This is a genomic window from Streptomyces sp. NPDC050485 (assembly GCF_044458185.1).
GTDB lineage: Bacteria > Actinomycetota > Actinomycetes > Streptomycetales > Streptomycetaceae > Streptomyces.
The window spans coordinates 119,401-140,360 of sequence record NZ_JBITHR010000017.1 but is presented as its reverse complement, the minus strand read 5'-3'; the positions used below and the strand labels follow the sequence as shown (position 1 = coordinate 140,360).

20 protein-coding genes are annotated in these 20,960 nt (G+C 69.6%); 10 read left to right on the top strand and 10 right to left on the bottom strand.

What is annotated here, in order from left to right; translation table 11 throughout:
• The first annotated feature begins 102 nt into the window (after positions 1–102).
• The gene (locus ACIBK6_RS29770) at positions 103–591 is read left to right on the top strand and encodes an ATP-binding protein (protein ID WP_399054511.1); all 489 of its coding nucleotides are present in this window, start codon (positions 103–105) and stop codon (positions 589–591) included.
• A 164-nt stretch (positions 592–755) separates the two neighbouring features.
• On the opposite strand, the gene ACIBK6_RS29765 is transcribed toward ACIBK6_RS29770, so the two are convergent.
• From ACIBK6_RS29765 to ACIBK6_RS29740, 6 genes are all read right to left on the bottom strand, one after another.
• Positions 756–2,186: a DUF6177 family protein gene (locus ACIBK6_RS29765; protein ID WP_399054510.1), complete on the bottom strand. Its 1,431-nt coding sequence runs from the start codon at positions 2,184–2,186 to the stop codon at positions 756–758.
• Between the two features lie 232 nt (positions 2,187–2,418).
• Positions 2,419–3,423 (bottom strand): hypothetical protein, encoded by a 1,005-nt coding sequence (locus tag ACIBK6_RS29760; protein ID WP_399054509.1) that lies wholly within the window; start codon positions 3,421–3,423, stop codon positions 2,419–2,421.
• 11 nt (positions 3,424–3,434) lie between these two features.
• Positions 3,435–5,726, bottom strand: coding sequence for a hypothetical protein (locus ACIBK6_RS29755; protein WP_399054508.1), 2,292 nt, complete (start codon positions 5,724–5,726; stop codon positions 3,435–3,437).
• The gene (locus ACIBK6_RS29750; protein ID WP_399054507.1) at positions 5,723–6,130 is read right to left on the bottom strand and encodes a DUF6507 family protein; all 408 of its coding nucleotides are present in this window, start codon (positions 6,128–6,130) and stop codon (positions 5,723–5,725) included. Before ACIBK6_RS29750 ends, ACIBK6_RS29755 begins: the two co-directional genes overlap by 4 nt.
• Before the next feature lie 153 nt (positions 6,131–6,283).
• Positions 6,284–6,913, bottom strand: a complete 630-nt coding sequence (locus ACIBK6_RS29745; RefSeq protein ID WP_399054506.1) for a Uma2 family endonuclease — start codon at positions 6,911–6,913, stop codon at positions 6,284–6,286.
• Between the two features lie 44 nt (positions 6,914–6,957).
• Positions 6,958–7,170: a hypothetical protein gene (locus tag ACIBK6_RS29740; protein WP_399054505.1), complete on the bottom strand. Its 213-nt coding sequence runs from the start codon at positions 7,168–7,170 to the stop codon at positions 6,958–6,960.
• Between the two features lie 538 nt (positions 7,171–7,708).
• Here ACIBK6_RS29740 and ACIBK6_RS29735 point away from each other — a divergent pair.
• Positions 7,709–8,470, top strand: a complete 762-nt coding sequence (locus ACIBK6_RS29735) for a hypothetical protein (protein WP_399054503.1) — start codon at positions 7,709–7,711, stop codon at positions 8,468–8,470.
• On the opposite strand, the gene ACIBK6_RS29730 is transcribed toward ACIBK6_RS29735, so the two are convergent.
• The gene (locus ACIBK6_RS29730) at positions 8,460–8,834 is read right to left on the bottom strand and encodes a DUF192 domain-containing protein (protein WP_399054502.1); all 375 of its coding nucleotides are present in this window, start codon (positions 8,832–8,834) and stop codon (positions 8,460–8,462) included. The two genes, ACIBK6_RS29735 and ACIBK6_RS29730, sit on opposite strands and share 11 nt — an antisense overlap.
• A gap of 46 nt (positions 8,835–8,880) precedes the next feature.
• Between ACIBK6_RS29730 and ACIBK6_RS29725 the strand changes: the two genes are divergently transcribed.
• The 3 genes from ACIBK6_RS29725 to ACIBK6_RS29715 all read left to right on the top strand — a co-directional run bounded on the left by ACIBK6_RS29725 (position 8,881) and on the right by ACIBK6_RS29715 (position 12,324).
• Complete coding sequence (locus ACIBK6_RS29725) at positions 8,881–9,684, top strand: class I SAM-dependent methyltransferase (protein ID WP_399054500.1); 804 nt, start codon at positions 8,881–8,883, stop codon at positions 9,682–9,684.
• Between the two features lie 11 nt (positions 9,685–9,695).
• Positions 9,696–11,258 (top strand): DUF2079 domain-containing protein, encoded by a 1,563-nt coding sequence (locus tag ACIBK6_RS29720; RefSeq protein ID WP_399054499.1) that lies wholly within the window; start codon positions 9,696–9,698, stop codon positions 11,256–11,258.
• A 385-nt stretch (positions 11,259–11,643) separates the two neighbouring features.
• Positions 11,644–12,324: a hypothetical protein gene (locus ACIBK6_RS29715; RefSeq protein ID WP_399054498.1), complete on the top strand. Its 681-nt coding sequence runs from the start codon at positions 11,644–11,646 to the stop codon at positions 12,322–12,324.
• A gap of 70 nt (positions 12,325–12,394) precedes the next feature.
• Here ACIBK6_RS29715 and mgrA read toward each other — a convergent pair whose 3' ends face one another.
• Positions 12,395–13,432, bottom strand: a complete 1,038-nt coding sequence (gene mgrA / locus ACIBK6_RS29710; RefSeq protein ID WP_399054497.1) for an L-glyceraldehyde 3-phosphate reductase — start codon at positions 13,430–13,432, stop codon at positions 12,395–12,397.
• 136 nt (positions 13,433–13,568) lie between these two features.
• Here mgrA and ACIBK6_RS29705 point away from each other — a divergent pair, with 136 nt between their 5' ends.
• The 4 genes from ACIBK6_RS29705 to ACIBK6_RS29690 all read left to right on the top strand — a co-directional run bounded on the left by ACIBK6_RS29705 (position 13,569) and on the right by ACIBK6_RS29690 (position 18,889).
• Positions 13,569–14,330, top strand: coding sequence for an isoprenyl transferase (locus ACIBK6_RS29705; protein ID WP_399054496.1), 762 nt, complete (start codon positions 13,569–13,571; stop codon positions 14,328–14,330).
• Between the two features lie 480 nt (positions 14,331–14,810).
• The gene (locus ACIBK6_RS29700) at positions 14,811–16,133 is read left to right on the top strand and encodes a PhoH family protein (RefSeq protein WP_399054495.1); all 1,323 of its coding nucleotides are present in this window, start codon (positions 14,811–14,813) and stop codon (positions 16,131–16,133) included.
• 386 nt (positions 16,134–16,519) lie between these two features.
• Positions 16,520–17,227 carry a transglycosylase SLT domain-containing protein gene (locus tag ACIBK6_RS29695; protein ID WP_399054494.1) on the top strand — a complete coding sequence of 236 codons (708 nt, stop codon included), beginning with the start codon at positions 16,520–16,522 and terminating at the stop codon, positions 17,225–17,227.
• A 171-nt stretch (positions 17,228–17,398) separates the two neighbouring features.
• Complete coding sequence (locus ACIBK6_RS29690) at positions 17,399–18,889, top strand: AI-2E family transporter (RefSeq protein WP_399054493.1); 1,491 nt, start codon at positions 17,399–17,401, stop codon at positions 18,887–18,889.
• Between the two features lie 96 nt (positions 18,890–18,985).
• Here the strand turns inward: ACIBK6_RS29690 and ACIBK6_RS29685 are convergent, their stop codons facing one another.
• A complete protein-coding gene (locus ACIBK6_RS29685) occupies positions 18,986–19,519 on the bottom strand; it encodes an alkyl hydroperoxide reductase (protein WP_399054492.1) in 534 nt (177 codons plus the stop codon).
• 3 nt (positions 19,520–19,522) lie between these two features.
• Positions 19,523–20,092 (bottom strand): peroxiredoxin, encoded by a 570-nt coding sequence (locus tag ACIBK6_RS29680; protein ID WP_399054491.1) that lies wholly within the window; start codon positions 20,090–20,092, stop codon positions 19,523–19,525.
• Positions 20,093–20,233: 141 nt separating this feature from the next.
• Here ACIBK6_RS29680 and ACIBK6_RS29675 point away from each other — a divergent pair, with 141 nt between their 5' ends.
• Complete coding sequence (locus tag ACIBK6_RS29675; protein ID WP_399054490.1) at positions 20,234–20,737, top strand: DUF6233 domain-containing protein; 504 nt, start codon at positions 20,234–20,236, stop codon at positions 20,735–20,737.
• Positions 20,738–20,960 lie beyond the last annotated feature (223 nt).

The following is a 20,960-nucleotide window of genomic DNA, read 5'->3' as shown; positions in this document are numbered from 1 at the left end:
CGCGCGAGCCTGCCCGCGTGCTCCTCCCCTGGGAGGGGTGGGCCCGTGTCAGGGAGACAAGCCACTGCTCGCTGCCCCCCCACCAGCACACGGGAGCCAGAGATGCTCACCACCCGCACCACGGCGGCCTGCCCGGCCGCGCACCCCGCGCCGATTGTCTGCCCGCCGCCTCCGGAGGGGCTGTCGCTCAGCCTCACCCTGCCCGGCGAGCCGCACTGCGCGGGCATCGCGCGCAGCGCCGTCCGCTCGGCCCTGCATGCCCACGCGCTCGACACGATTGCACCCGAAGCGGTGCTCGCCGCATCCGAACTGGTCGCGGTGGCGGCGTACTTGAACCCCTCCCAGAACCTCTACCTCTCCCTCCGGCACCGCGAAGGTGCGCTGCGTCTGATCGTGTACGACGCACACGCCCGGCACGCCCACCCCCGCCTCGCGGAGGCCTGTGACGCCCGGCGTCGGAGCGGGCTGCGGCTGCTCGCGGCTGTCGTGCGGGACCGCGGCGGGGACTGGGGGGTTCGGCGAGTCCCGCGAACCCGGCGGTGGCACCCGGAGTTGGGCGGTGCTGCCGTGCCTCGTGAACTGAGGGGGTGAGCGGAGCGCGGCGCATCCGGGCCGACGCTGAGGTCGCCAACTTCCGTACGGGCCAGACGCGTTGATCGTATGGCCCGTACTTCATTGCCCGGCCCATTCTGGGTGCCCTGTTCTAGAATGGGCGAGTTGCTCGACGGGTCCCGTCCGTTGGGTGGCCCTCTCTCTCAGGCCGACCCCCGGCCGGCGTTCAAGTAGGCGTTGACCTGGTGCAAGCGCTGCCAGGCTGAGGTATCGGTGCCGTCGCCGAGGGCGAAGTGGAGGGCCGGGCGGGCGGCTGGGCCGAGTTGCTCGGGGGCCAGGTCGGCCAGGGCGCGGCGGGCACGGTCGGGTCCGAGCTCCGCCACGGCGTCGGGGCCGAGGGTGAACGAGAGCGGGACGGACGGCGGCTCGTGGTGCGCCGGGGTCGTCAGGTCGGCTCGGGCGGGACGTAGCTCGGTGACCATCGTGGCGAGGTTGTGCTGGTCCGCAAGGGCCTCCGCGAGTTTCGGCAGCACCTCCAGGGGAGGGCATTGACCGGCGGTGTGGCCGACGGCCAGGGTGATGTGTTCCTCGACGCCGGCGCGGGTGTGGGCGATGCGGATGGTGGCGATGGCCGACTTGTCGGGAGCCCCGACGGCGACCAGCCAGGTCGGTATGGACCGCCGGGCCCGGTCGCGGGCCAGTTCGGTCAACTTGTCCGGTGACCAAGGCAGGTTGACAGGTTCCGCTGTGGACCATCCGGCGGGTGCGGATCCGGTGAGCACCTGCCAGGCGCACTCCATCGCTCCACCGAGGACGAGTCGGTCGGTGGCGGGGTGGATGGTGCGCAGCGACAGCACGAGTTGTCGTTCGCCCTCGCCATCTGCTGAGGGGCTCCGAAAGCGCGGAGCGACGCGAGGGGCTCCGTCGGACTCCATGATGGGTGTGAAGTGGCCGTCGTTCCAGGTCAGTTCGGAGCCGGTGAGGCCGTCGTAGTAGCCGTGTTCGGGATCCTGCACGACCCATCGGCCGGGCATGCGGTCCAGGAGGGTGCGCAGGGGGAAGGTGAGCCGGGTGCTGGGCGGGGTGATGAGGTGGAGCTCGCGGCCGGTGCCGGTCGTGAAGCGGATGATGTCGGTCAGCCAGGTCGTGGCGGCCGCGATGGGGCGGTCGTGGATGACGAGGGCGGCTTTGCCGGTGAGAACGTCAACGCCGCCGTGATCGATGTCAGCTTGGTCGGCGGGCTCTGCGGCGGGGATGGTGACGACATCGGTGTGGGCTGCTTCGCGCGGCCACGTGGCGCCGCCGAGGACCGCCGTGAGCCGCCCCGCGACCGAACCGGCCAGCCGCCGGGTCTCCGCGACCGCACTCGCGCCCCGCACCTCGGTCCACCACACCGGGGCTGCCGGGTCCACGCCCTCAACGTGTCCGAGCAACTGCGTTGTCTCACCCGGCAGTTGGAGGAAGCGGGGTGCTTCGATGGAGACGAGGGGCTGTCCATCGGCGCGGCAGAGCTGGGCGACCGTGCCGTCAGCCGCATGCTTCACCCGGAGGTCGGGGCCGCCCGCGTACAGCGCCGCGAGCAGCGTCTTGGTGTCCGGCATGGTCGGGGTGAGCGCTATGACGTCGTAGGTCATGTGGTGCTTTCTGGGGTGCTGTTGCCCGGGGCGCGATGCTCATAGAGCATCAGAGCCTGCTGGTCAGATCGGGGCCCACGCAGTCCTCATCGACGTCCGGGGTGGTGAGCCCATCGGTAGTGGCTCTTCCGAAGTAGGTCGGTTCGCCAATCTCGGGGGGCATCCCGAGCAACGTGGCAAGTTCCTCAGGGGTTTCCAATTCCCCGGTCGGAAGTCCGAGATCGCACGGGCCTCAATACCGGCCCGACAGCTCTTCCAGAGCGTCCAGCGACATGACCTCCCGAGAATCGGCCCCAGTAATGAGGCCGATTTCCGGCCGCGACGGCTGTCGGGCCAGCCAGTCCAGTGCGGCGAGCGGCGTCAGGCCCTGGCTGTGGGCTTCCCGCAGGCCCAACAACCATCCGGCCCCCGCCTGGAACGCGATCTCACCGACAGCGACTCGCGGCTCGAAGCCCGCGGCATCGTCGGCGACCGAGGCCCAGAGGTACCCCACCGTGTGCCCGGCGTGCTCGACGGCGAGATAGCGCACCGGATGGTCCGTGGTCTCCTCGTACTCGTCCTCGGAATCCGGGACCCGGGAGCGCAGCAGCCTCGCTCGGGCAGGAACCTCGAACGTCCCCCAAGAGTCGGTGTAGGCAGGGCCCTCGGTCCTGACGTCCTCGAACCCGTCCTGGGTGGGCTTCGCGTAATGGTTCTCATCGCCGGGGTCGGGCGCGCTGCCGAGCAGAGCCGAAATCTTCTCCAGAGCAGCGGCGAGCCGGGGAGCGTTCAGGGTGTGTACCTCGGGCTGTTCCCGATCCCGGGTATCGACGGTCAGCCACGCGTCGGAATAGGTCTCGAGCGTCACCATCAGAGAGTTGCCTGCCCAGAGCACCATCTGGACGGCGAAGAGCTTCTCTGCCCGGTACTTGCCTCCCTGTTCCAGCCAAAACCCAGGACACTCGACCCGGATCGTGACGACGCAGTCCTCCTCGACCGACTCCGCCTGGCCGACGGCCGTCGCGAATGCGGCTCCGGGAGCCAGCGGCTCCGGGACCAGGGGCATGCCGACGGCATCGACCCGTACGTCCCGCATGTCGCCCGCGATTCGAACGGAGACGTCCACCTTGCCCACCGGGGCCGCCAACTCTCGCTCGGCCAGAATGTTCCAGATTTCGACGGCGACATCCGCTGCCTGGGCAGGCCGGACCCCGCCGGACGCCGGCACGACTTCCCAAGTCCAATCGCCCACAGGCATTGATGAGGTGATCACAGCATGTCCTTGGGGTCGAGTTTGCTTCCGGGCGGGACTACGAGGGGCCCGTCCTCCAAGCGGATGACGAACGTGATGCTCTGGTTCTCCGGGTGGTTTACATCACGGCGGACATCCATAAGTTCATCATATGAGCCGTTGGCTATCCATTCCGCGCGCGTTCCACGGCCACCGTCCACAAGCAGTACACGGTAGTCCGCCTCGGCTAGCGCCAGTTGCCGCAGGTACTTTGCTCGGGTGATCTCACCAACCTGGTCAGCAGGGTCGTTGAGGTGCTTCATCTGGTAGGCGTATACCTTGCCCGACTCGTCCGCGATACGGACGTCCACATCAGCGCCGACTGGGTGCTTGAGCTCGAAGTCTATGGAATGCGCGGGCACACCACTCTTGACCAGGTCGTCAGCGAAGATGAGCTGATCGGCGCCCGGCTGGAACATATGCGTCTTGTTCGCCCCGAGTGATTTCACTACCGTGGCGAATTCGCCGCTCTGATTGAACTGGCCCGAAGCGATGATGTCGGCGACCCTCTGTCCGTCAGGCTCCGTGGTGAGCCGATCGATCACCTTCTCGAGAAGCTTGGGATTCGGCCGCTGCTTTCCAGGGACGCCCTTGATGGCTTCCCGGAGGCGCTGCTCCGTTTCTCCCCCGCGAACCATCGGCTGCCCCTCGCCGCCGTGCGAGGCGTCGCCGTGCGTACCCGGGGTGTCGCCACCGCCGGACCCGCCGTCGCCGGGACCGTGCGGTGTGTGCGGGCCATCGCCGGCCGAACCCTCGCTGCCGCCATGGTCCGGGCCGTGATGACTCGCGGAACCTTCCGCGCGCTCGGTGTGCCCAGTCGGGTAGTCGCTCTCTCGCCCGCCGTGGCCGTTCGCCGCGGGACCGGTGTCCTTGCCACTCCCACCATGTACTTCTTGACCGCCCCGTGGCGCCAACCCCTCGCCCGCATGGCCCGCCGCCCCATGCGCGTGACCTCCCGCACCCACGCTCGCGAGTTCACGCTCACCACGCCCCGCCCCCGTCACGAGATCCGAGCCCGCGGGCTCGTGCTTGGGCAGCGCGAGGTTGGGGGCGCCGTCCGCGTTGATCGGGATGAACTCGCCGTCCCTGCCCACCCGGTAGCGGTGGTCGAGGTCGAGGATGCTGTCGGGGAACTTCGACTTCGGTATCTGGAAGTGATCGGTCAGGTTGCCCAGTACCTGGGAGACCTTGGGTAGGTCCGACAGCGCCTTGACCGCCTTGAGGCTGCCAGAGAGCGGGTCGAGCACTTCACCGATCTTCGACAAGGTGCCGGCGGCCTTCGCGATGGTGCCGCCCTTGCCCAGTTTCGCGGCGCCCGCCAGAGGGCCCGAAGCCAGCGTGAGCAGGTTGAAGGAAACCATCGCGTGCGCGCGGGCAGGGTCCTTCTTGTACTCGTCGTAGGCGATGAATTGCTTGCCGAACTCCTTCGTGTACGCCTCGCTGTCGCGCTGCCACCCGGACAGGTGCTTGCCCTCCCCGAGCAGGTCCATGCCATAGGCGTAACCGCCGACGAACGTACGGCGCAGCCCGTCCCACGCCTGACCCCACGCTTCCCGGCCGTGATAGCCGAGCAGCGTGATGATGCCGTCGACGCCACCCCCGATGCTGTCCTTGGCCAGGCCGTCCCACACCCAGCTCTTGGCGCCGTGGGTCCACCAGCCCAGGCTCCAGCGTTCGTACGTCTGCTCCTCGGGGCTGCCCCATGGCAGGTTCTCGGTGCTCTTGAGCATGTCGGCGCTCTCGCCGTACATGCCCGGCGCATGGGTGCCGTCGTCGACGGTCCACGTGGGCCGGCACACCGCCGGACTGATCGCCTCGATCTTGTTGGCCGCACGGCGCTCCGCGTCGTGGAACGCCGCGCGCGCCTCGCTCACGCCGTCTATCAGTTCCCGATTGCGGTCGACCTTGTGCTGGTCCCGGGTCCAGTGGCCGTCGCCCTCGACGCTGGTGACGAACTCGATGGCATCCAGCTTGAGTTGCTTGAGCCGGTCTGCGTGCGGCTTGGCCTCGGCGGCGAAGATCTCCAATGCGTCGGCCAGCGACTCGATGTGCGAGGCGAACGTGTCGGCGGTGTCCATCACCGGCCGGGTCGAGGAGAGCAACTGCTCTGCTTCCGGGGCCTTGTAGTAGCCGGCCGTCGCCTGGAAACGCGAGTGCACGTCCTGCCCGTTGTTGCGGATCCCCGTCGCGTACGTACGCAGCTTCGACACCGCCGTCGCCAGCTTGCCGAAGTCACCGGTGTACTGCGGGATCCCACCCAGGTCGATCACTTCGGCTGCTTCCCGACCTTGTCGGCGGGCGCCTTGCCCACAGCGGCCAGTTCCGCCGGGGTGGGCGCGCCCGCCGCCTCGCGCTGCGCCTGCGCCGCCATCGCCACGTCACCCTCGACGTACTCCGTGGTGGCCTTGACCGTGCCGTCCAGCGTCTTCTTCGTACGGGCAGCCATGAACCGGATACTGCCCTGGGTGTCCGACGCGAAGTCGGCCACCGCCACACCCACCGGCCCGGGCGGCGCCTCACCGCAGTACGGGCCGCTGATCGTGCCCACGAACCGTGCGGCATCCTCCACGTTCGCGCCGTAACCCTGGATGTCCTTGCTCAGGTCATCCGCCGCGAGCCCGACAAGCGACAGCACGGACGCCACCCCGCTGGGCGTTATGTCCCACCCCGTCATCAACCAACCCCCGCAGTCCCGTAGCCCCCTGGTTGGTATGCATCGTCACACGCACCACTGACACACACCGCTGTCCATGACTATCAAGGGGTTCGTTGCACATGCAATGCGATTCAGGCCAGGCGTGGCCATGGCCACGCCGGAAGGCAACTCTTAGCTGGACGGGCTTTTGCCCTCGTCGGGCCCGGCTTTGGCCGGGGTGGCGGAGAGCTCGGCGGTGTCCAGCTCGAAGTCGAAGGGTGCCGGGATGTGCAGCGGACGGCCGAACGGAACGGTTGTCCGCGAGCGGTAGCCGCGCGGGGAGGGATCCCAGAGGCAGGTGATCTCCGCCGCCTGTGTGTCGAGCACCAGATAGACCGGAACTAGTTGGCCGTAGACGGCGACCTTCGCCTCCCAGTCGGCGTCCTCGGTGGAGATCGACGTGAAGTCGGCGACCAGCGAGAGCGCCCCGCCGTCGGCATGCCGTCCCTCCGCTTCGAAGGCGGCTTCGTTCGCGACGTGCAGATCCGGTCCGTATGCGCACCCCGCGAAGGCGAAGGCGAAGAGGAACGGGGCGGCGTCCACGTCGTGCCGGGCGGGGGCATGGGCCTCCAGCCTCGCCCGGAGCAGCCTCGTCGGGCGAAAGCGGTGAAGTCCGGCCCATGGCGAGACCACGATCTTCCCCCGGATGAGCTCAGCCTTATAGCCGTCCGGCGTGTTCAGCTCTTCGACGGTCCGGAGTAACTCCTCATACGGCACGTCTGCGTCCATGGCAGTCGGCCGGTCGGGCGTGATGGGCACCATTCCTCCATACGGCTAACTGTGCCGTCCTGTACGCCGGGGGTAGTTCAGGGTGTCGCACCGCTGGCTCGCAGCAGGTGGTCCGCCTTTCCGGCCTTGATGTCGCGGATGAGGTTCCGCAGGGCCTCGCGGCTGTCGGTGAGGTGGTGGTCCTCCTGTCCGGCGACAGCGATGTAACCGTGGCCGTCGCTGTCGACCCCGAGGCGGAAGCAGTTGCCACCCTCGCCGCAGTACGCCTCTTCCCGCTCGATGCGGGTCATGTCGTCTCCTCCGCTCGGTGGGAGTGGATCGCGTCGGCGTGCGGGCCAGTCTGCCGCCGCGCGCGTGACGCCCGGCGTCGGAGCGGGCTGCGGCTGCTCGCTGCGGTCGTGTGGGACTGCGGCGGGGACTGGGGGTTCGGCGAGTCCCGCGTGCCGGGTGGTGGTACCCGGACCTGGGCGGTGCTGCCGTGCCTCGTGAGCTGAGGCTGAGCCCCCGCCAGTGATGCGGGGATGCTTCAAGAGTGGGCCCCGCGTGCGGTGGCGCCCGAGCGGGGTGCGGTGCATCCGGGCCGGCGTTGAGGGTGCCCGGCGCCAACTCCCGTACACGCGACAGGAGTTGATCGTCCGGCCCGTATGTCATCGTCCGACCCGTGCGTCATCACCCGGCCCGTTTCCGCGTACCCCGTTCCGGCGAAATCGGGTGGGTTACCGTCGGGTGATGGCGGCATGACGGGGCGGGGGCCCGGGGGGCGACGGGGGGAATTCGGGGGGTCCGGGACCCAGGCAATCCACAGGAGTGGTTGTTACGGTGCTGGGTATGAAGCCAAGGCTGGTACGGAGCCGTGCGGCGACGGCTGGGGTGTGTCTGGTCGCCCTCGCGGCCGCGGCGGCGTGCGGGCCCAGTAGCTCGGGCGCCAAGGGCGAGGATCAGGGCTCGGTCCGGGACACGGCGGCCGCACCCGGTGCGTCCGGCAGCGCCGACACGAAGGCATCCGCGACCGGGGCGCTCACCGGCGACCAGCTCGCCACCGCCGCGCTCGTGACCGGCGACGTGAAGAACTTCGCCGCCGAACCGCTGGAAGGCGGCACCCCCACCGGCAGTTCGCGGAGCGTGAAGGCCGCGTGCACGCCGATCGTGTCCGTCATCAACGGCACGCCCGACCCCGCCCCCTCCGCGACCGTCTTCCGGCGGCTCGTCGACGCGACGCAGGACGGCCAGGCCGACCAGACCGTCGTCACCGAGGTGCTCGGCGCCCACCCGTCCGGCGCCACCGATGTACTGCCCCGGCTGCGTTCGGCCCTCGACGCCTGCGGCGACGGCTTCACCACCAAGGGCGGCGACCTGGAGCCGTCCGTCTTCACCCAGGTGAAGGAGCTGCCCGCGCCGGATGCGGGTGACGAGGCGATCGCGTACGAGCTGACGGGCGTCGCGGCGGGCGAGACCGTGCCGATGGTCTTCCAGGTGGTGCGGAGCGGGACGACCGTCGTCACCTATTACGCCGTCGACGTGACCGGGGGCGACACGCCCCGGATTCCGCCCGGGCTCGCCGTTGCGCAGGCGGCCAAGCTCAAGTCCTGAGATCCTGCCCGGCCACGATCCGGACCCGGGCACCCGGGCGAAGCCCCCACGCGGCCATCGCGCCCGCCTCTGTCTCCAGTACGTGCCGGGAGCGCGGCCGGACCGCGCCGAGGCGGCCGGGGCGCATCGTGCGGACCGCGATCACGCGCAGCTCGCGGTCCAGATGGGCCACGTCGATGGCGAACCGCATCCGGAAGGTGTGCACACTGCTCGCCGGGGTCAGCAGCAGCGCCCCCTCGATCCCGTCCCGGCCGAGCAGGCCCCGGGTGCGGGCCCGGTACGACGCCGCGATCTCCAGCGGAACCGCTGTCCCGGCGCCGTCGAGCACGCTCAACTCGCCCGTTCCGTCCCTCCATCGGCCCATGGATAAACGGTAGTGGCTCACGGGGTCGCCGCGTAGGGTCCGCAACATGGGCCGAAACATCAGGAACCACAACAACCGCCCCTTCGAGGAACTGATCGACGAGGCCGCGTCCGTCTCCGTCGACGGCTGGGACTTCTCCTGGCTGGACGGCCGGGCCACCGAAGAGCGGCCATCCTGGGGGTACGCCCGTGCGATGGCCGGACGGATGGCGAAGGCCACCGCCGCCCTCGACATCCAGACCGGCGGCGGCGAAGTCCTCGCCGCCGTGCCCCAGCTGCCGCCGCTCGCCGTCGCGACCGAGGGCTGGCCCCCGAACCTCGCCCGCGCGACCGGCCTGCTCCACCCGCGCGGAGTGGCCGTCGTCTCGGACGAGGACAAGCCCCCGCTGCCGTTCGCCGACGGAGCCTTCGACCTCGTGGTCAGCCGGCACCCCGTCACCACCTGGTGGTCCGAGATCTCCCGGGTGCTCTCGCCGGGAGGCACGTACTTCTCCCAACAGGTGGGCCCGGCCAGCGTGTTCGAGCTGGTCGAGTACTTCCTCGGACCGCAGCCGCCGGAGGTCCGGGGCGCCCGCGACCCCGGCAGGGCGCGCAAGGAGGCGGAGAGCGCCGGGCTCGAAGTCGTCGATCTGCGCCAGGAGAAACTGCGGACGGAATTCCTCGACATCGGCGCCGTCGTGTACTTCCTGCGCAAGGTGATCTGGATGGTGCCCGGCTTCACCGTCGAGGAGTACCGCGACCGGCTGAAGGCGCTGGACGAGCAGATCCGTACCGAAGGCCCCTTCGTCGCGCACACGACACGCTTCCTGATCGAGGCGCGGAAGCCGCTGCGGGCCACTCGTGCTGCCTAGCATCCGGATGTATGGGGACAATTGCTGACCAATGGGTGGGGCGGCGTGCTCGGCCGTCGATCACGCCCGCGCCCACTTCCCGCATCCCTCGCGTACGCATCGGACGGCCCGCCCTCCTGTGGTGGGGGTGGGCCGCCGCGCTCTTCCTCCTCTATGCCACCATCTCCGGCCACCGCCAGGCGCTGGTCCGCACCACCGGCTACGACCTCGGCATCTTCGAGCAGGGCGTCCGCGCCTACGCACACCTCGACGCGCCCGTCGCACCGCTGCGCGGCGCCGGCTTCAACCTCCTCGGCGACCACTTCCACCCGCTGCTCGCCGCCCTCGCCCCCCTCTACCGCCTCTTCCCCACCCCGTACACCCTGCTCTTCGCGCAGGCCGCGCTGCTCGCGCTCGCCGTGGTGCCGCTCGCCCGGCAGGCCACCCGCGTCCTCGGCCGCCGCGCCGGGCACGTCATCGCCTTCGGGTACGGGCTGAGCTGGGGCATCGCATCGGCGGTCGGCTTCGACTTCCACGAGGTGTGCCTGGCCGTACCGCTCGTCTCGTACGCCCTCGAAGCGCTGGCCCGCCGGCGGTGGCGGTGCGCCGTCGCCTGGGCGGTGCCGCTGCTCCTGGTCAAGGAGGACCTCGGGCTCACGCTCGCCGCGATCGGCGCGTACATCGCCTGGCGGGGCCCGCGTCGGCTCGGTCTGGCGACCGCGCTGCTCGGGCTCGTCGGCAGCGCGCTCGAATTCAAGGTGCTCCTGCCGTTCTTCAACCCGACGGGGGCCTACGCGCACGCCGCGAGCCTCGCCCCCGCCCACCACTCGCTGCTCGCCACCCTCGCCTTCGCCCCGCTGGACGCGGTGCGCCCCGAGATGAAGGCGACCACGCTGGTCCTCGTCTTCGCGCCGGCCGCGCTCATCGCCCTGCGCTCGCCGCTCGCGCTCATCGCCGTGCCGACGCTCGGCTGGCGGATGCTGTCCACCAACGTCTTCCACTGGGGGACCGCCTTCCACTACACGGCCGTACTGATGCCGGTGGTGTTCGCGGCGCTGACCGACGCACTGCGGCCGTACGCCGCCGCCGACGACCCGCTCGCCCGCCGCCACGTCCGGGCCTCGCTCGCGACGGTGGCGGCCGTGACGCTCGTCCTCGTCCCGTCCTTCCCGCTCGCCCAGATCGCCCACCGCTCCACCTGGCGCACCGCACCGCACGTCTCGGCGGTACGCGACCTCCTGCGGCTCATCCCCGACGGAGCGACGGTGGCTGCCTCCAACCGTCTTGCCCCGCAACTGACTTCACGCACCACGGTCGCCGTGTTCCCGACCTTCCCGGTCCACTGGGAGCTGGACGCGACCGACGGCCCCATCCCGGCCCCCACGGCGCAGTGGATCGCCTACGACCGCGTCCCGGCGGAGTCCTGGCCGTATCCCCCCGGCCACTGGCCCTACCCGGCCCCCCGCGAGGAGGAGGAGTACGGGCGGGCGCTGTCGCGGTACGGCTATGTGCTGGTCGCGCAGAAGGACGGGGTGTCGGTGTTGCGGAAGGGGCCAGGAGTGAGTCCGAGTGCCTGGCTTTCGCGTACTCCCTGACGCCCGGAGCGAGGCCGCGCGCCCGACTTTCGCGTACTCCCTGACGCCGGACGGTCACGCAGCCGACCCGGCACTGCTCCCTTTGGGTGAGTGGGGTGAAGCACTTGGGGAGCGGGTTTCCGACCACGAAATCCGCCGGGGAGGAGTGGTCCGAGTCCGTGCCGATCCTCTGACCTGCATGGTCGTGGATGGATCCGGGGCGTCGGCCGCTCCTGCGAAGGCCATCGGTCAGTGCCGGGCCGATTCCGGAGCGTAATTCCGGCACGCCGTGGCGCCCAGCATCACTTACGAAGGGTTATGGTGGAAACCCCCCCTCGGGCCGGTCCGTATCCCCCCCACGGACCGGCCCGTTTTTCTTTGCGGGGGCTTGGCTAAGGTCTGGATCATGTCGGACCAGCAGCCCCAGCCCCAGCCGCAGAACCTTCCGCCGCAGCCCCAGTGGGGCCCGCCGCAGCAGCCCGGCCAGTACCCGCCCCCGCCGCAGGGCCCGGACCAGCAGCCCGGCTACGGCCAGGCCCCGCATCCCCAGCCCGGCTACGGACAGCCCGGCTACGGACAGCCCGCCTTTGGTCAGCCCGCCCCCGGCCAGGCTCCGTACCCTCAGCCCGGCTACGGACAGGCGCCCTACCCACAGGCCCCGTGCGGCTTCGGCTACGGGCATCCCTACGGTGCGGTCGTGCCGCAGTCGATGCCCGGCGCGGTGCGGGCCGCGCAGGTGGTCATCTTCTCGATGGGCGGGCTCAGCGTGCTCGGCTCCGTGATCATGGGGGCGGTCAGCGGCGCCGAAGCTGCGGGCGCTGCGATCGGGGCGAACCTCTGCGGCTGGGTACTCGTCGTGTTCGCGTTCCTCTTCGACAGCGGGCGCGGCGGGGTACGGATCACCTCGATCGTGTTCGCGTCCGTGCAGATCCTCTTCGGGCTCGGATCCATCGGGGCGCACCGTCCGGCGGGCGTACTGCCCGGCCTCGCCGCGGTGGCCGTCGTGGTGCTGCTCAGCCAGGGTTCCGCGGGGCAGTGGTTCGGCAGGCCGCGCCTCCCGAAGCCCGGCCAGGGGTTCGCGGCCTGAGGAGGCGGCCATGCGGAGCGGCCCAGGGGGTGTCCGGCCCTGATCCGCCGGACACTCCCCAAGGGAAGCATCAGCCGCGGCCGGCCCAGATGTTGGTGCCCTCGGTGTCCACGGCGAAGGTGTCGATCTCCTTCAACTCCGCCTCCGTGAGCGCCGGTCCGGCCAGCGCCGCCACGTTCTCCTCCAGCTGCTTGACGCTGGACGCGCCGATCAGCGCCGACGTCATCCGCGGGTCGCGCAGCACCCAGGCGAGCGCCAGCTGCGCGAGCGACTGGCCGCGTCGGGAGGCGATGTCGTTCAGCCCGTTGAGACGGCGTACCACCTCGTCGGAGAGCAGACCCGGGTCCAGCGACTTGCCCTGGGTGGCGCGGGAGCCCTCCGGGATGCCCTTGAGGTACTTGTTGGTGAGCAGGCCCTGTGCGAGCGGCACGAAGGAGATGCAGCCCATGCCGGCCGCCTCCAGAGTGTCGAGCAGCCCGTCGTCCTCCGTCCAGCGGTTGATCATCGAGTACGACGGCTGGTGGATGAGGGCCGGGACGCCCATGTCCTTGAGGATGCGGGCGGCCTGCGCGGTCTGCTCGGCGGTGTACGAGGAGACGCCCACATACAGCGCCTTGCCCTGCTGGACGGCGGAGGCGAGGGCGCCCATCGTCTCCTCGAGCGGGGTGTGCGGGTCGAAGCGGTGCGAGTAGAAGATGTCGACGTGGTCGAGGCCCATGCGGTTCAGCGAGGCGTCCAGCGAGGACAGCAGGTACTTGCGGGAGCCCCACTCGCCGTACGGACCGGGGTGCATCAGATAGCCGGCCTTGGTGGAGATGACGAGCTCGTCCCGGTACGGGGCGAAGTCCTGGCCGAAAATCTTCCCGAAGTTCAGCTCGGCGGAGCCGGCCGGCGGGCCGTAGTTGTTGGCCAGGTCGAAGTGGGTGACACCCAGGTCGAAGGCGCGGCGCAGGATCGCGCGCTGCGAATCCAGGGCGCGGTCGTCGCCGAAGTTGTGCCAGAGGCCGAGCGAGACGGCGGGGAGCTTGAGGCCGCTGCGGCCGGTCCGCCGGTACTCCATGGAGTCGTAGCGGTCGGCGGCTGCGAGGTAGCGGAGCGATTCAGTCACGTTTCCCTGCTTATCACGGACTTGTGACAGACCGAGTTGGGCCGCCGTGACCGGTCCGCAGTACTGTGCTTTCCCTGGGGCGGCCGGTGTGCGGGGCGGCGGCGGGCCCCCGGGAAGCAACGAGAGGGTGGAATCGGTGAACTTGCGCGACCTGGTGTACGGGCTCTATGCGCGCCGGGTGGAAGGCCGCCTCGACCACGATCAGGTGCCCAAGCACATCGGCGTCATCCTGGACGGCAACCGGCGCTGGGCCAAGGCCTCGGCCCGCAGCCCCGAGCAGGGCCACCAGGCCGGCGCCAGCAAGATTCAGGAACTGCTCGGCTGGTGTGCCGAGACTGATGTCGAGGTCGTCACCCTCTGGCTGCTCTCCACGGACAACCTGGACCGCCCCGAGGACCAGTTGACCCCGCTGCTCGGAATCATCGAGGACGCGGTACGGGACTTGGCGGCGGACGGCCGCTGGCGGGTCCACCACGTCGGCACGCTGGATCTGCTCCCCGGGCACACCCAGGCCGTCCTGAAGGAGGCCGAGCAGGCCACCCACGACATCGACGGGATACTCGTCAACGTCGCCGTCGGCTACGGCGGCCGCCAGGAGATCGCGGACGCGGTGCGCTCGTTGCTCCTGGAGCACGCGGCGAAGGGCACGTCGTTCGAGGAGCTCGCCGAGATCGTCGACGTCGAGCACATCTCGGAGCACCTGTACACGCGGGGGCAGCCGGATCCCGATCTGGTGATCCGCACGAGTGGCGAGCAGCGGCTCTCCGGTTTCATGCTCTGGCAGTCGGCGCACTCCGAGTACTACTTCTGCGAAGTGTTCTGGCCGGCCTTCCGCAAGGTCGACTTCCTGCGGGCGCTGCGCGACTACGCCGCGCGGCACCGGAGGTACGGCAACTGAGGGGTGGATCCCTTTTCGCCCCCCTCTGTCCTCAATTGCCGGACGGGCTTGTTTGCGCCCCGTCCGGCTTTTTGCTGTCCGACTCCTGCGCCTGCGGCGAGCGTCCTCAATCTCCCCCAAGGCCTTAAGGGCCAGGGGGACCCCCGCGACGGGCTTGATATGGGCTGGAGGAGCCGACCCCAGCTTCTGGAGGTGCCGGGGTGGGGCCTAACTACGGGCATATGACGGGGCATGGCTTCGCTTGTTCGAGGGCATAACCCAGCCAGGTCGACGTCCGGTCCACGGACGTCGGATCTCAGTGAGCGGCGGCAGCGCCGCTCGCCCGGGAGGCCCTTTGCACCAGGACGACCGTGCACCGCGCGCGGACGACGCGGAGGGCCGGAGCTCGGCCCGCGCATCGCGGCCAGAGCCCGGTCCCCGTTTCCGCGACGCCGTCGCACCCCGACCTCATGCGCCTCTTACGAGGGGGTACGTCCTTCCGTGGTGACCAGCACAAAGCGCCGCATGCCCGACCGGCGCACTTACGTCCTCGACACCAGCGTCCTGCTGGCCGATCCCAACGCGATGACCCGGTTCGAGGAGCACGAAGTGGTGCTCCCGATCGTCGTGGTCACCGAACTGGAGGCGAAGAGGCACCATCCCGAGCTCGGCTACTTCGCCCGGCAGGCGCTGCGCCTGCTCGACGACTTCCGGGTCCGGTACGGACGCCTCGACGCCCCTATCCCGTTGGGGGAGCTCGGCGGCACCCTCCGCGTCGAGCTCAACCATTCCGATCCCGGCGTACTGCCCGCCGGCTACAGGTTGGGGGACAACGACTCCCGGATCCTCGCCGTCGCCCGCAATCTCCAGGCGGAGGGATACGACGTCACCGTCGTGTCGAAGGACCTGCCGCTGCGGATCAAGGCGTCGTCGGTCGGTCTGCTCGCCGAGGAGTACCGCGCCGAGCTGGCGATCACCGACTCCGGCTGGACCGGAATGGCCGAACTGCCGCTGAGCGGCGAGCAGATCGACCTGCTCTACGAGGAGGACGCGCTCTACGTTCCGGAGGCCGCCCAGCTTCCCGTCCACACCGGGCTCGTGCTGCTCTCCGAGCGCGGCAAGGCACTCGGGCGGGTCGCCGCGGACGGGAACATCAAGCTGGTGCGGGGCGACCGCGAGGCGTTCGGCATCCACGGGCGCAGCGCCGAGCAGCGGATCGCGCTCGATCTGCTGCTCGACCCGGAGGTCGGGATCATCTCGATGGGCGGGCGGGCCGGCACCGGCAAGTCCGCGCTGGCGCTCTGCGCGGGCCTGGAGGCCGTCCTGGAGCGCAGGCAGCACAAGAAGGTGATGGTCTTCCGGCCGCTGTACGCGGTGGGCGGGCAGGAGCTCGGCTATCTGCCCGGCTCCGAGGCCGAGAAGATGGGGCCGTGGGCGCAGGCCGTCTTCGACACCTTGTCCGCGGTGACGAGCCGTGAGGTGATCGAGGAGGTCACCTCGCGCGGCATGCTGGAGGTCCTGCCGCTCACCCATATCCGGGGCCGCTCGCTGCACGACGCCTTCGTGATCGTGGACGAGGCGCAGTCGCTGGAACGGAACGTCCTGTTGACCGTTCTGTCCCGGATCGGGGCCAATTCGCGGGTGGTGCTCACCCATGACGTGGCCCAGCGGGACAACCTGAGGGTCGGTCGGTACGACGGTGTGGTGGCGGTCGTCGAGAAGCTGAAGGGGCACCCGCTGTTCGCGCACGTCACCCTCACCCGGTCCGAGCGGTCGCAGATCGCCGCCCTGGTGACCGAAATGCTGGAGGACGTTCAGATCTGAGTCAGTACGCACCAGTTGGCGCCGTCCGGTCGAGCGCAGCAGCTTAGCCGGGCGGCGCCTTCTTGTGTGTGTGATTGGAAAAAACTACTGGGGTAAGCGGGGTGTGAGGTTTCACACGCAACGGGGAATTGCCTCGCGGCGTCGGCTTCCGGCAGAGTCTTGCATCCGTCAGGCCCCGCATACGGCACCCCTGTACCCCGGGTACCTCCGTACCCACGCAACTCAATAGCTGAGCCGTATGCCGCCCGCGCATCACGCGGCACTTCCCGCAGGGGAGTTGCCCATCGGGTCAGTTCCTCCCGTGGCCCAGTAGTTGGGAGGAGAGAGCCAGGGGCACGATTGCGTCCGCGAGGTCACCCGTGCGGACGCTGCTGGAAGGAAACCGTGTGAGCCGGATCTCGGTCCGGGGGTTCGCGGTGGCGTCTGCCACTGCGGTCACCACCGTAGGCGCCGTCGTCGGCGTTGCCGCAGGCAGCCCCGCTGCCGCTTCGAGCGACAACTTCGAGGCGACCGCAGCTGATTCGACGCTCCTGGCGGACATCCCCGCAGGACAGCAGGCCCAGGTTCAGACCGCGTCCCTGACGCAGCAGGCGGACGCGCAGGCCGCCCAGGCCAGCGCCTCGGCGAAGAAGTCCGCCGAGGAAGCCGCCCGCGTCCAGGCCGCCCAGGACGCCAAGGCCAAGAAGGACGCCGCCGACAAGGACAAGGCCGACAAGGAAGCCAAGGCCCGCGACCTGGAGACCCAGGCCGCCAGCCGCTCGGCCGCCCGGGACGTCTCGAACCTCGCGGTCAAGAGTTCCTACTCGGTCTCCGACGTGCAGGCGCTCGCCCGCCAGATCGTCCCCTCGGGCCAGTTCCAGTGCTTCAGCCACATCGTGAACAACGAGTCGAGCTGGAACTACCAGGCCACCAACGGCTCTTCCGGTGCCTACGGCCTCGTCCAGGCGCTGCCGGGCTCCAAGATGAGCTCCGTGGGCGACGACTGGCAGAGCAACCCGGCCACCCAGATAAAGTGGGGCCTCAACTACATGAACGAGCGCTACGGCAGCCCCTGCGGTGCCTGGTCGTTCTGGCAGGCCAACAGCTGGTACTAGCCGAGAAGGCTGGTACCGGGCTCCGGAAAAAACCGCCCGGAGCTGCTCAACCTTTCGAGGCCCCGCACCGTCCTTCGGTGCGGGGCTTCGCCCGTGTACGGTCAGGTCCGGACGGCTCGGGGGGAAGGCGTGGGGAGACTCAGCGTCGGGGGAAAGGGAAACGGCGGGATCATGTCGAGAGTGCCCAGTTTGCTCGGACGGCTAGGCGCCGGGCTGACCCGGATGGGAGAGCGCCTGGACGAGCGCCGCGCGGAGGCGGAAGCCGATGCGTGGGCCGCTCCGGTGGCCGTCGCCCCGTCGGTCGGACCGGCACACCTTGCTGCCGGTCCCGAGCCCGCTGCTGCCGGGGGCGAGCCCGCGATGCCGCCCGCCGCGCCGGAATCCCGGCCGACCGCACCGGAACCCTCGCCCGCCGCGCCGGAATCCCCGCCGGTCGAGGCCAACGCGGCGGTGGAGGTGGCGAGTTCGGGCGGCCAGGCCCCCGAGCGCGTACCGCCGCCGCCCTCGTACGCGCCCACGGTCGCCGCCCGGCCCGATCCGGTCCACGCCGTTCCGTGGAGCATGCGGGTCGCGGCCGAGGTGAGCTGGCGGCTGCTCGTCCTGGCCGGCACCCTCTACGTACTGACGCAGGTCATCAGCGCGATCCGGCTCGTGGTGCTCGCGTTCGTCGCGGCCCTCCTGATCACCGCGCTGCTCCAGCCGACCGTGGCCCGGCTCAAGCGGGCGGGGCTGCCGCGCGGCGTGGCCACCGCGGTCACCGCGATCTCCGGGTTCGTGATCATGGGCCTCGTCGGCTGGTTCGTGGTCTGGCAGGTCATGGACAACCTCGACGACCTGTCCAACAAGGTGCGGGCCGGCATCGAGGAGCTCAAACGCTGGGCGCTGAACAGCCCGTTCCATGTCACCGAGGACCAGATCAACCAGATCGCCAAGAACCTCAGCGACACCATCGGGGCCAACACCAACGCGATAACCTCGGCCGGACTCCAGGGCGTGACCGTCCTCGTGGAGGTGCTCACCGGCATTCTCCTCGCGATGTTCTCGACGCTCTTCCTGCTGTACGACGGCCCGAAGATCTGGCAGTGGGTCCTCAAACTGGTACCGTCCGCCGCCCGTCCGGGCGTCGCGGGCGCCGGTCCGCGGGCCTGGCGCACCCTCACCGCGTATGTGCGCGGCACGGTGATAGTGGCGCTGATCGACGCGATCTGCATCGGCGTCGGCATCTACTTCCTGGGCGTGCCCATGGCGGTGCCGCTCGCCGTGTTCATCTTCCTGTTCGCCTTCATCCCGCTGGTGGGCGCGGTCATCTCGGGCGCGCTCGCGGTGGTGGTCGCGCTGGTCACCGACGGCGTGTTCAACGCGCTGATGGTGCTGCTGCTTGTCCTCGCCGTGCAGCAGATCGAGGGCCATGTCCTGCAGCCGTTCATCCTGGGCCGCGCGGTCCGGGTGCACCCGCTCGCGGTGGTCCTCTCGGTGGCCGCCGGCGGCCTGGTCGCCGGCATCGGCGGCGCGGTGGTCGCGGTCCCGCTGGTCGCGGTCACCAACGCGGTGGTCGGCTACCTCAGGCAGTACGCCCGCGAGAACGCCCTGCGCGGTGCCCTCCCGCCGACCGAGGCGCCGGTCGCCGAGCTCGCGCCCGTCCCGGCCGGGGACCGGGAGTGACCAGGCACGCGTGAACGCCGAAGGGGCCCCGCCGGATCGATCCGGCAGGGCCCCTTCGCTCGCGTACGAGCGGGTTCGCTCGCGTACGAGCGAGGACTACTCGGCCAGCACGGCCTCGGAGTCGAGCGTGACACCCACGGCCTGGATCACCGCGGCGATCTTGAAGGCCTCCTGGATCGTCTCGCGGTCGACACCGGCCTTGCGCAGCACCTGCTCGTGCGAGTCCAGGCACTGGCCGCAGCCGTTCACCGCGGAGACGGCGAGCGACCACAGCTCGAAGTCGACCTTCTCCACGCCCGGGTTGCCGATGACGTTCATCCGCAGACCGGCCCGCAGCGTGCCGTACTCCGGGTCGGAGAGCAGGTGGCGGGTGCGGTAGAAGACGTTGTTCATCGCCATGACCGCGGCGGCGGACTTGGCGGCCGTGTACGCCTCGGGCGACAGGTTCGCCTTCGCGTCCGGCGCCAGCTCGCGCAGCACCTTCGGCGAGCGCGAGGCTATCGCGCAGGCGAGTACGGTGCCCCACAGCTGCTGGGCGGGCAGGTCCGAGTTCCCGATGACCGAACCGAGGTTCAGCTTCAGGTCTTTGGCGTAGTCCGGTACGGCGGACTTCAGGGCGTCGAGGGACATGGGTTACTCACCGGCCAGCAGCGCGACCGGGTCCAGGGTGTTCTCGCCCTTGGTCCAGTTGCACGGGCACAGCTCGTCGGTCTGCAGGGCGTCGAGGACCCGCAGGACCTCCTTGGGGTTACGGCCCACGGAACCGGCGGTCACCATCGTGAACTGGATCTCGTTGTTCGGGTCGACGATGAAGACGGCGCGCTGCGCGAAGCCGTCCTCGCCCTCGATGCCGAGGTCGCGCATGAGCTCGTGCTTCGAGTCGGCCAGCATCGGGAACGGCAGGTCGGTCAGGTCCGGGTGGTCCTTGCGCCAGGCGTGGTGCACGAACTCGGAGTCACCGGAGAAGCCGAGGATCTGGGCGTCGCGGTCGGCGAACTCGTCGTTCAGCTTGCCGAACGCGGCGATCTCGGTCGGGCAGACAAAGGTGAAGTCCTTGGGCCACGCGAAGACCACCAACCAACCCTTCTCGTCGCGGTTGCGCTTCAGCCACTCTGCGTCGATCTGCTCGAACTCCTTGCCCGCCTCCAGCGAGACGCAGGCAGTCAGGTCGAACTCGGGGAACTGGTCACCGACGTTGAGCATTGCACTCCTTGTTGCGTCGTATGCCCGTTTCAGGGCTTACGTGAGGGGTTGGACTGACGTTCACCCTGTCACAACAGGTATTGATCAGTGAAATAGCCATCACTGCTCGCATTGATCGGAAGTCCATATCACTCCCTATATATGCGCGCGAGGCGTCGTCATGAAAGATCAGTAAAGTCGAGCGTCGGGCCGAGGTGGGGCGCAGTGGCCCCTTGGGGCGCCCATCCGTACTCGCATGATGGGCGACCGGGTAGGCCTCCTTCTGCACTCGAACGCATGAGCGAACTGCTGCCTTCGGGCGAGACCCGGCTTCTGGTCTTGGAGCGGTATCTGGAGCTCCAGCTTGAGGCGGTACGCAAGCGTCTTGCTGATCTTGCTCGCAGTGCCGTCGCTACTCCGCATCCCGAGCCGAAGCGAAGGCCTTCCGCCCCGATCCCGCGGAGACCGATGTCTCCGGAATGGGTCGTCGAGCTCAACGATGGGCTTCCCGAGCGAGTCCACGAAGGCCAGTGCAGAAAGGTGAAGGCAAGACGGTCCGCCGCCACCGCAGTGACAGCTCATGAGGCCCGAGTGCTCTTGGCGAATGGCTTGTCGCCCTGTCCTGAGTGCAGCCCAGACATAGAACTCGACATCGATACCACCTGATGCAGGCGTCTGTGTTGGAGATGCTAACGGCCCGCACTCCGAGGGGCGCGGGCCGTTAAGGTTCACGCCGCGTCCACGGCGTGAGTACCGTTCTGGTGCCGAGCCTGAACGGAGCCAGGAGCCCGCCATGGTGCCCGCCGCTACATGCCTGTCCCGGGCAAGGCGGGGTTTCCGGCCGAAGGTGTGCGAACCGGCCTAAGTGCCCTACGTCCAGGGGCCATTG

Coding starts and splice junctions, on each gene's coding strand:
- ACIBK6_RS29730 (WP_399054502.1), bottom strand. CDS start 8,834: ATGGGCCGATGGAGGGACGGAACGGGCGAGTTGAGCGTGCTCGACGGC.
- ACIBK6_RS29675 (WP_399054490.1), top strand. CDS start 20,234: ATGCGCGCGAGGCGTCGTCATGAAAGATCAGTAAAGTCGAGCGTCGGG.
- ACIBK6_RS29680 (WP_399054491.1), bottom strand. CDS start 20,092: ATGCTCAACGTCGGTGACCAGTTCCCCGAGTTCGACCTGACTGCCTGC.
- ACIBK6_RS29690 (WP_399054493.1), top strand. CDS start 17,399: ATGTCGAGAGTGCCCAGTTTGCTCGGACGGCTAGGCGCCGGGCTGACC.
- ACIBK6_RS29770 (WP_399054511.1), top strand. CDS start 103: ATGCTCACCACCCGCACCACGGCGGCCTGCCCGGCCGCGCACCCCGCG.
- ACIBK6_RS29735 (WP_399054503.1), top strand. CDS start 7,709: ATGAAGCCAAGGCTGGTACGGAGCCGTGCGGCGACGGCTGGGGTGTGT.
- ACIBK6_RS29745 (WP_399054506.1), bottom strand. CDS start 6,913: ATGGTGCCCATCACGCCCGACCGGCCGACTGCCATGGACGCAGACGTG.
- ACIBK6_RS29685 (WP_399054492.1), bottom strand. CDS start 19,519: ATGTCCCTCGACGCCCTGAAGTCCGCCGTACCGGACTACGCCAAAGAC.
- ACIBK6_RS29725 (WP_399054500.1), top strand. CDS start 8,881: ATGGGCCGAAACATCAGGAACCACAACAACCGCCCCTTCGAGGAACTG.
- ACIBK6_RS29715 (WP_399054498.1), top strand. CDS start 11,644: ATGTCGGACCAGCAGCCCCAGCCCCAGCCGCAGAACCTTCCGCCGCAG.
- ACIBK6_RS29765 (WP_399054510.1), bottom strand. CDS start 2,186: ATGACCTACGACGTCATAGCGCTCACCCCGACCATGCCGGACACCAAG.
- ACIBK6_RS29720 (WP_399054499.1), top strand. CDS start 9,696: ATGGGGACAATTGCTGACCAATGGGTGGGGCGGCGTGCTCGGCCGTCG.
- ACIBK6_RS29750 (WP_399054507.1), bottom strand. CDS start 6,130: ATGACGGGGTGGGACATAACGCCCAGCGGGGTGGCGTCCGTGCTGTCG.
- ACIBK6_RS29740 (WP_399054505.1), bottom strand. CDS start 7,170: ATGACCCGCATCGAGCGGGAAGAGGCGTACTGCGGCGAGGGTGGCAAC.
- ACIBK6_RS29760 (WP_399054509.1), bottom strand. CDS start 3,423: ATGCCTGTGGGCGATTGGACTTGGGAAGTCGTGCCGGCGTCCGGCGGG.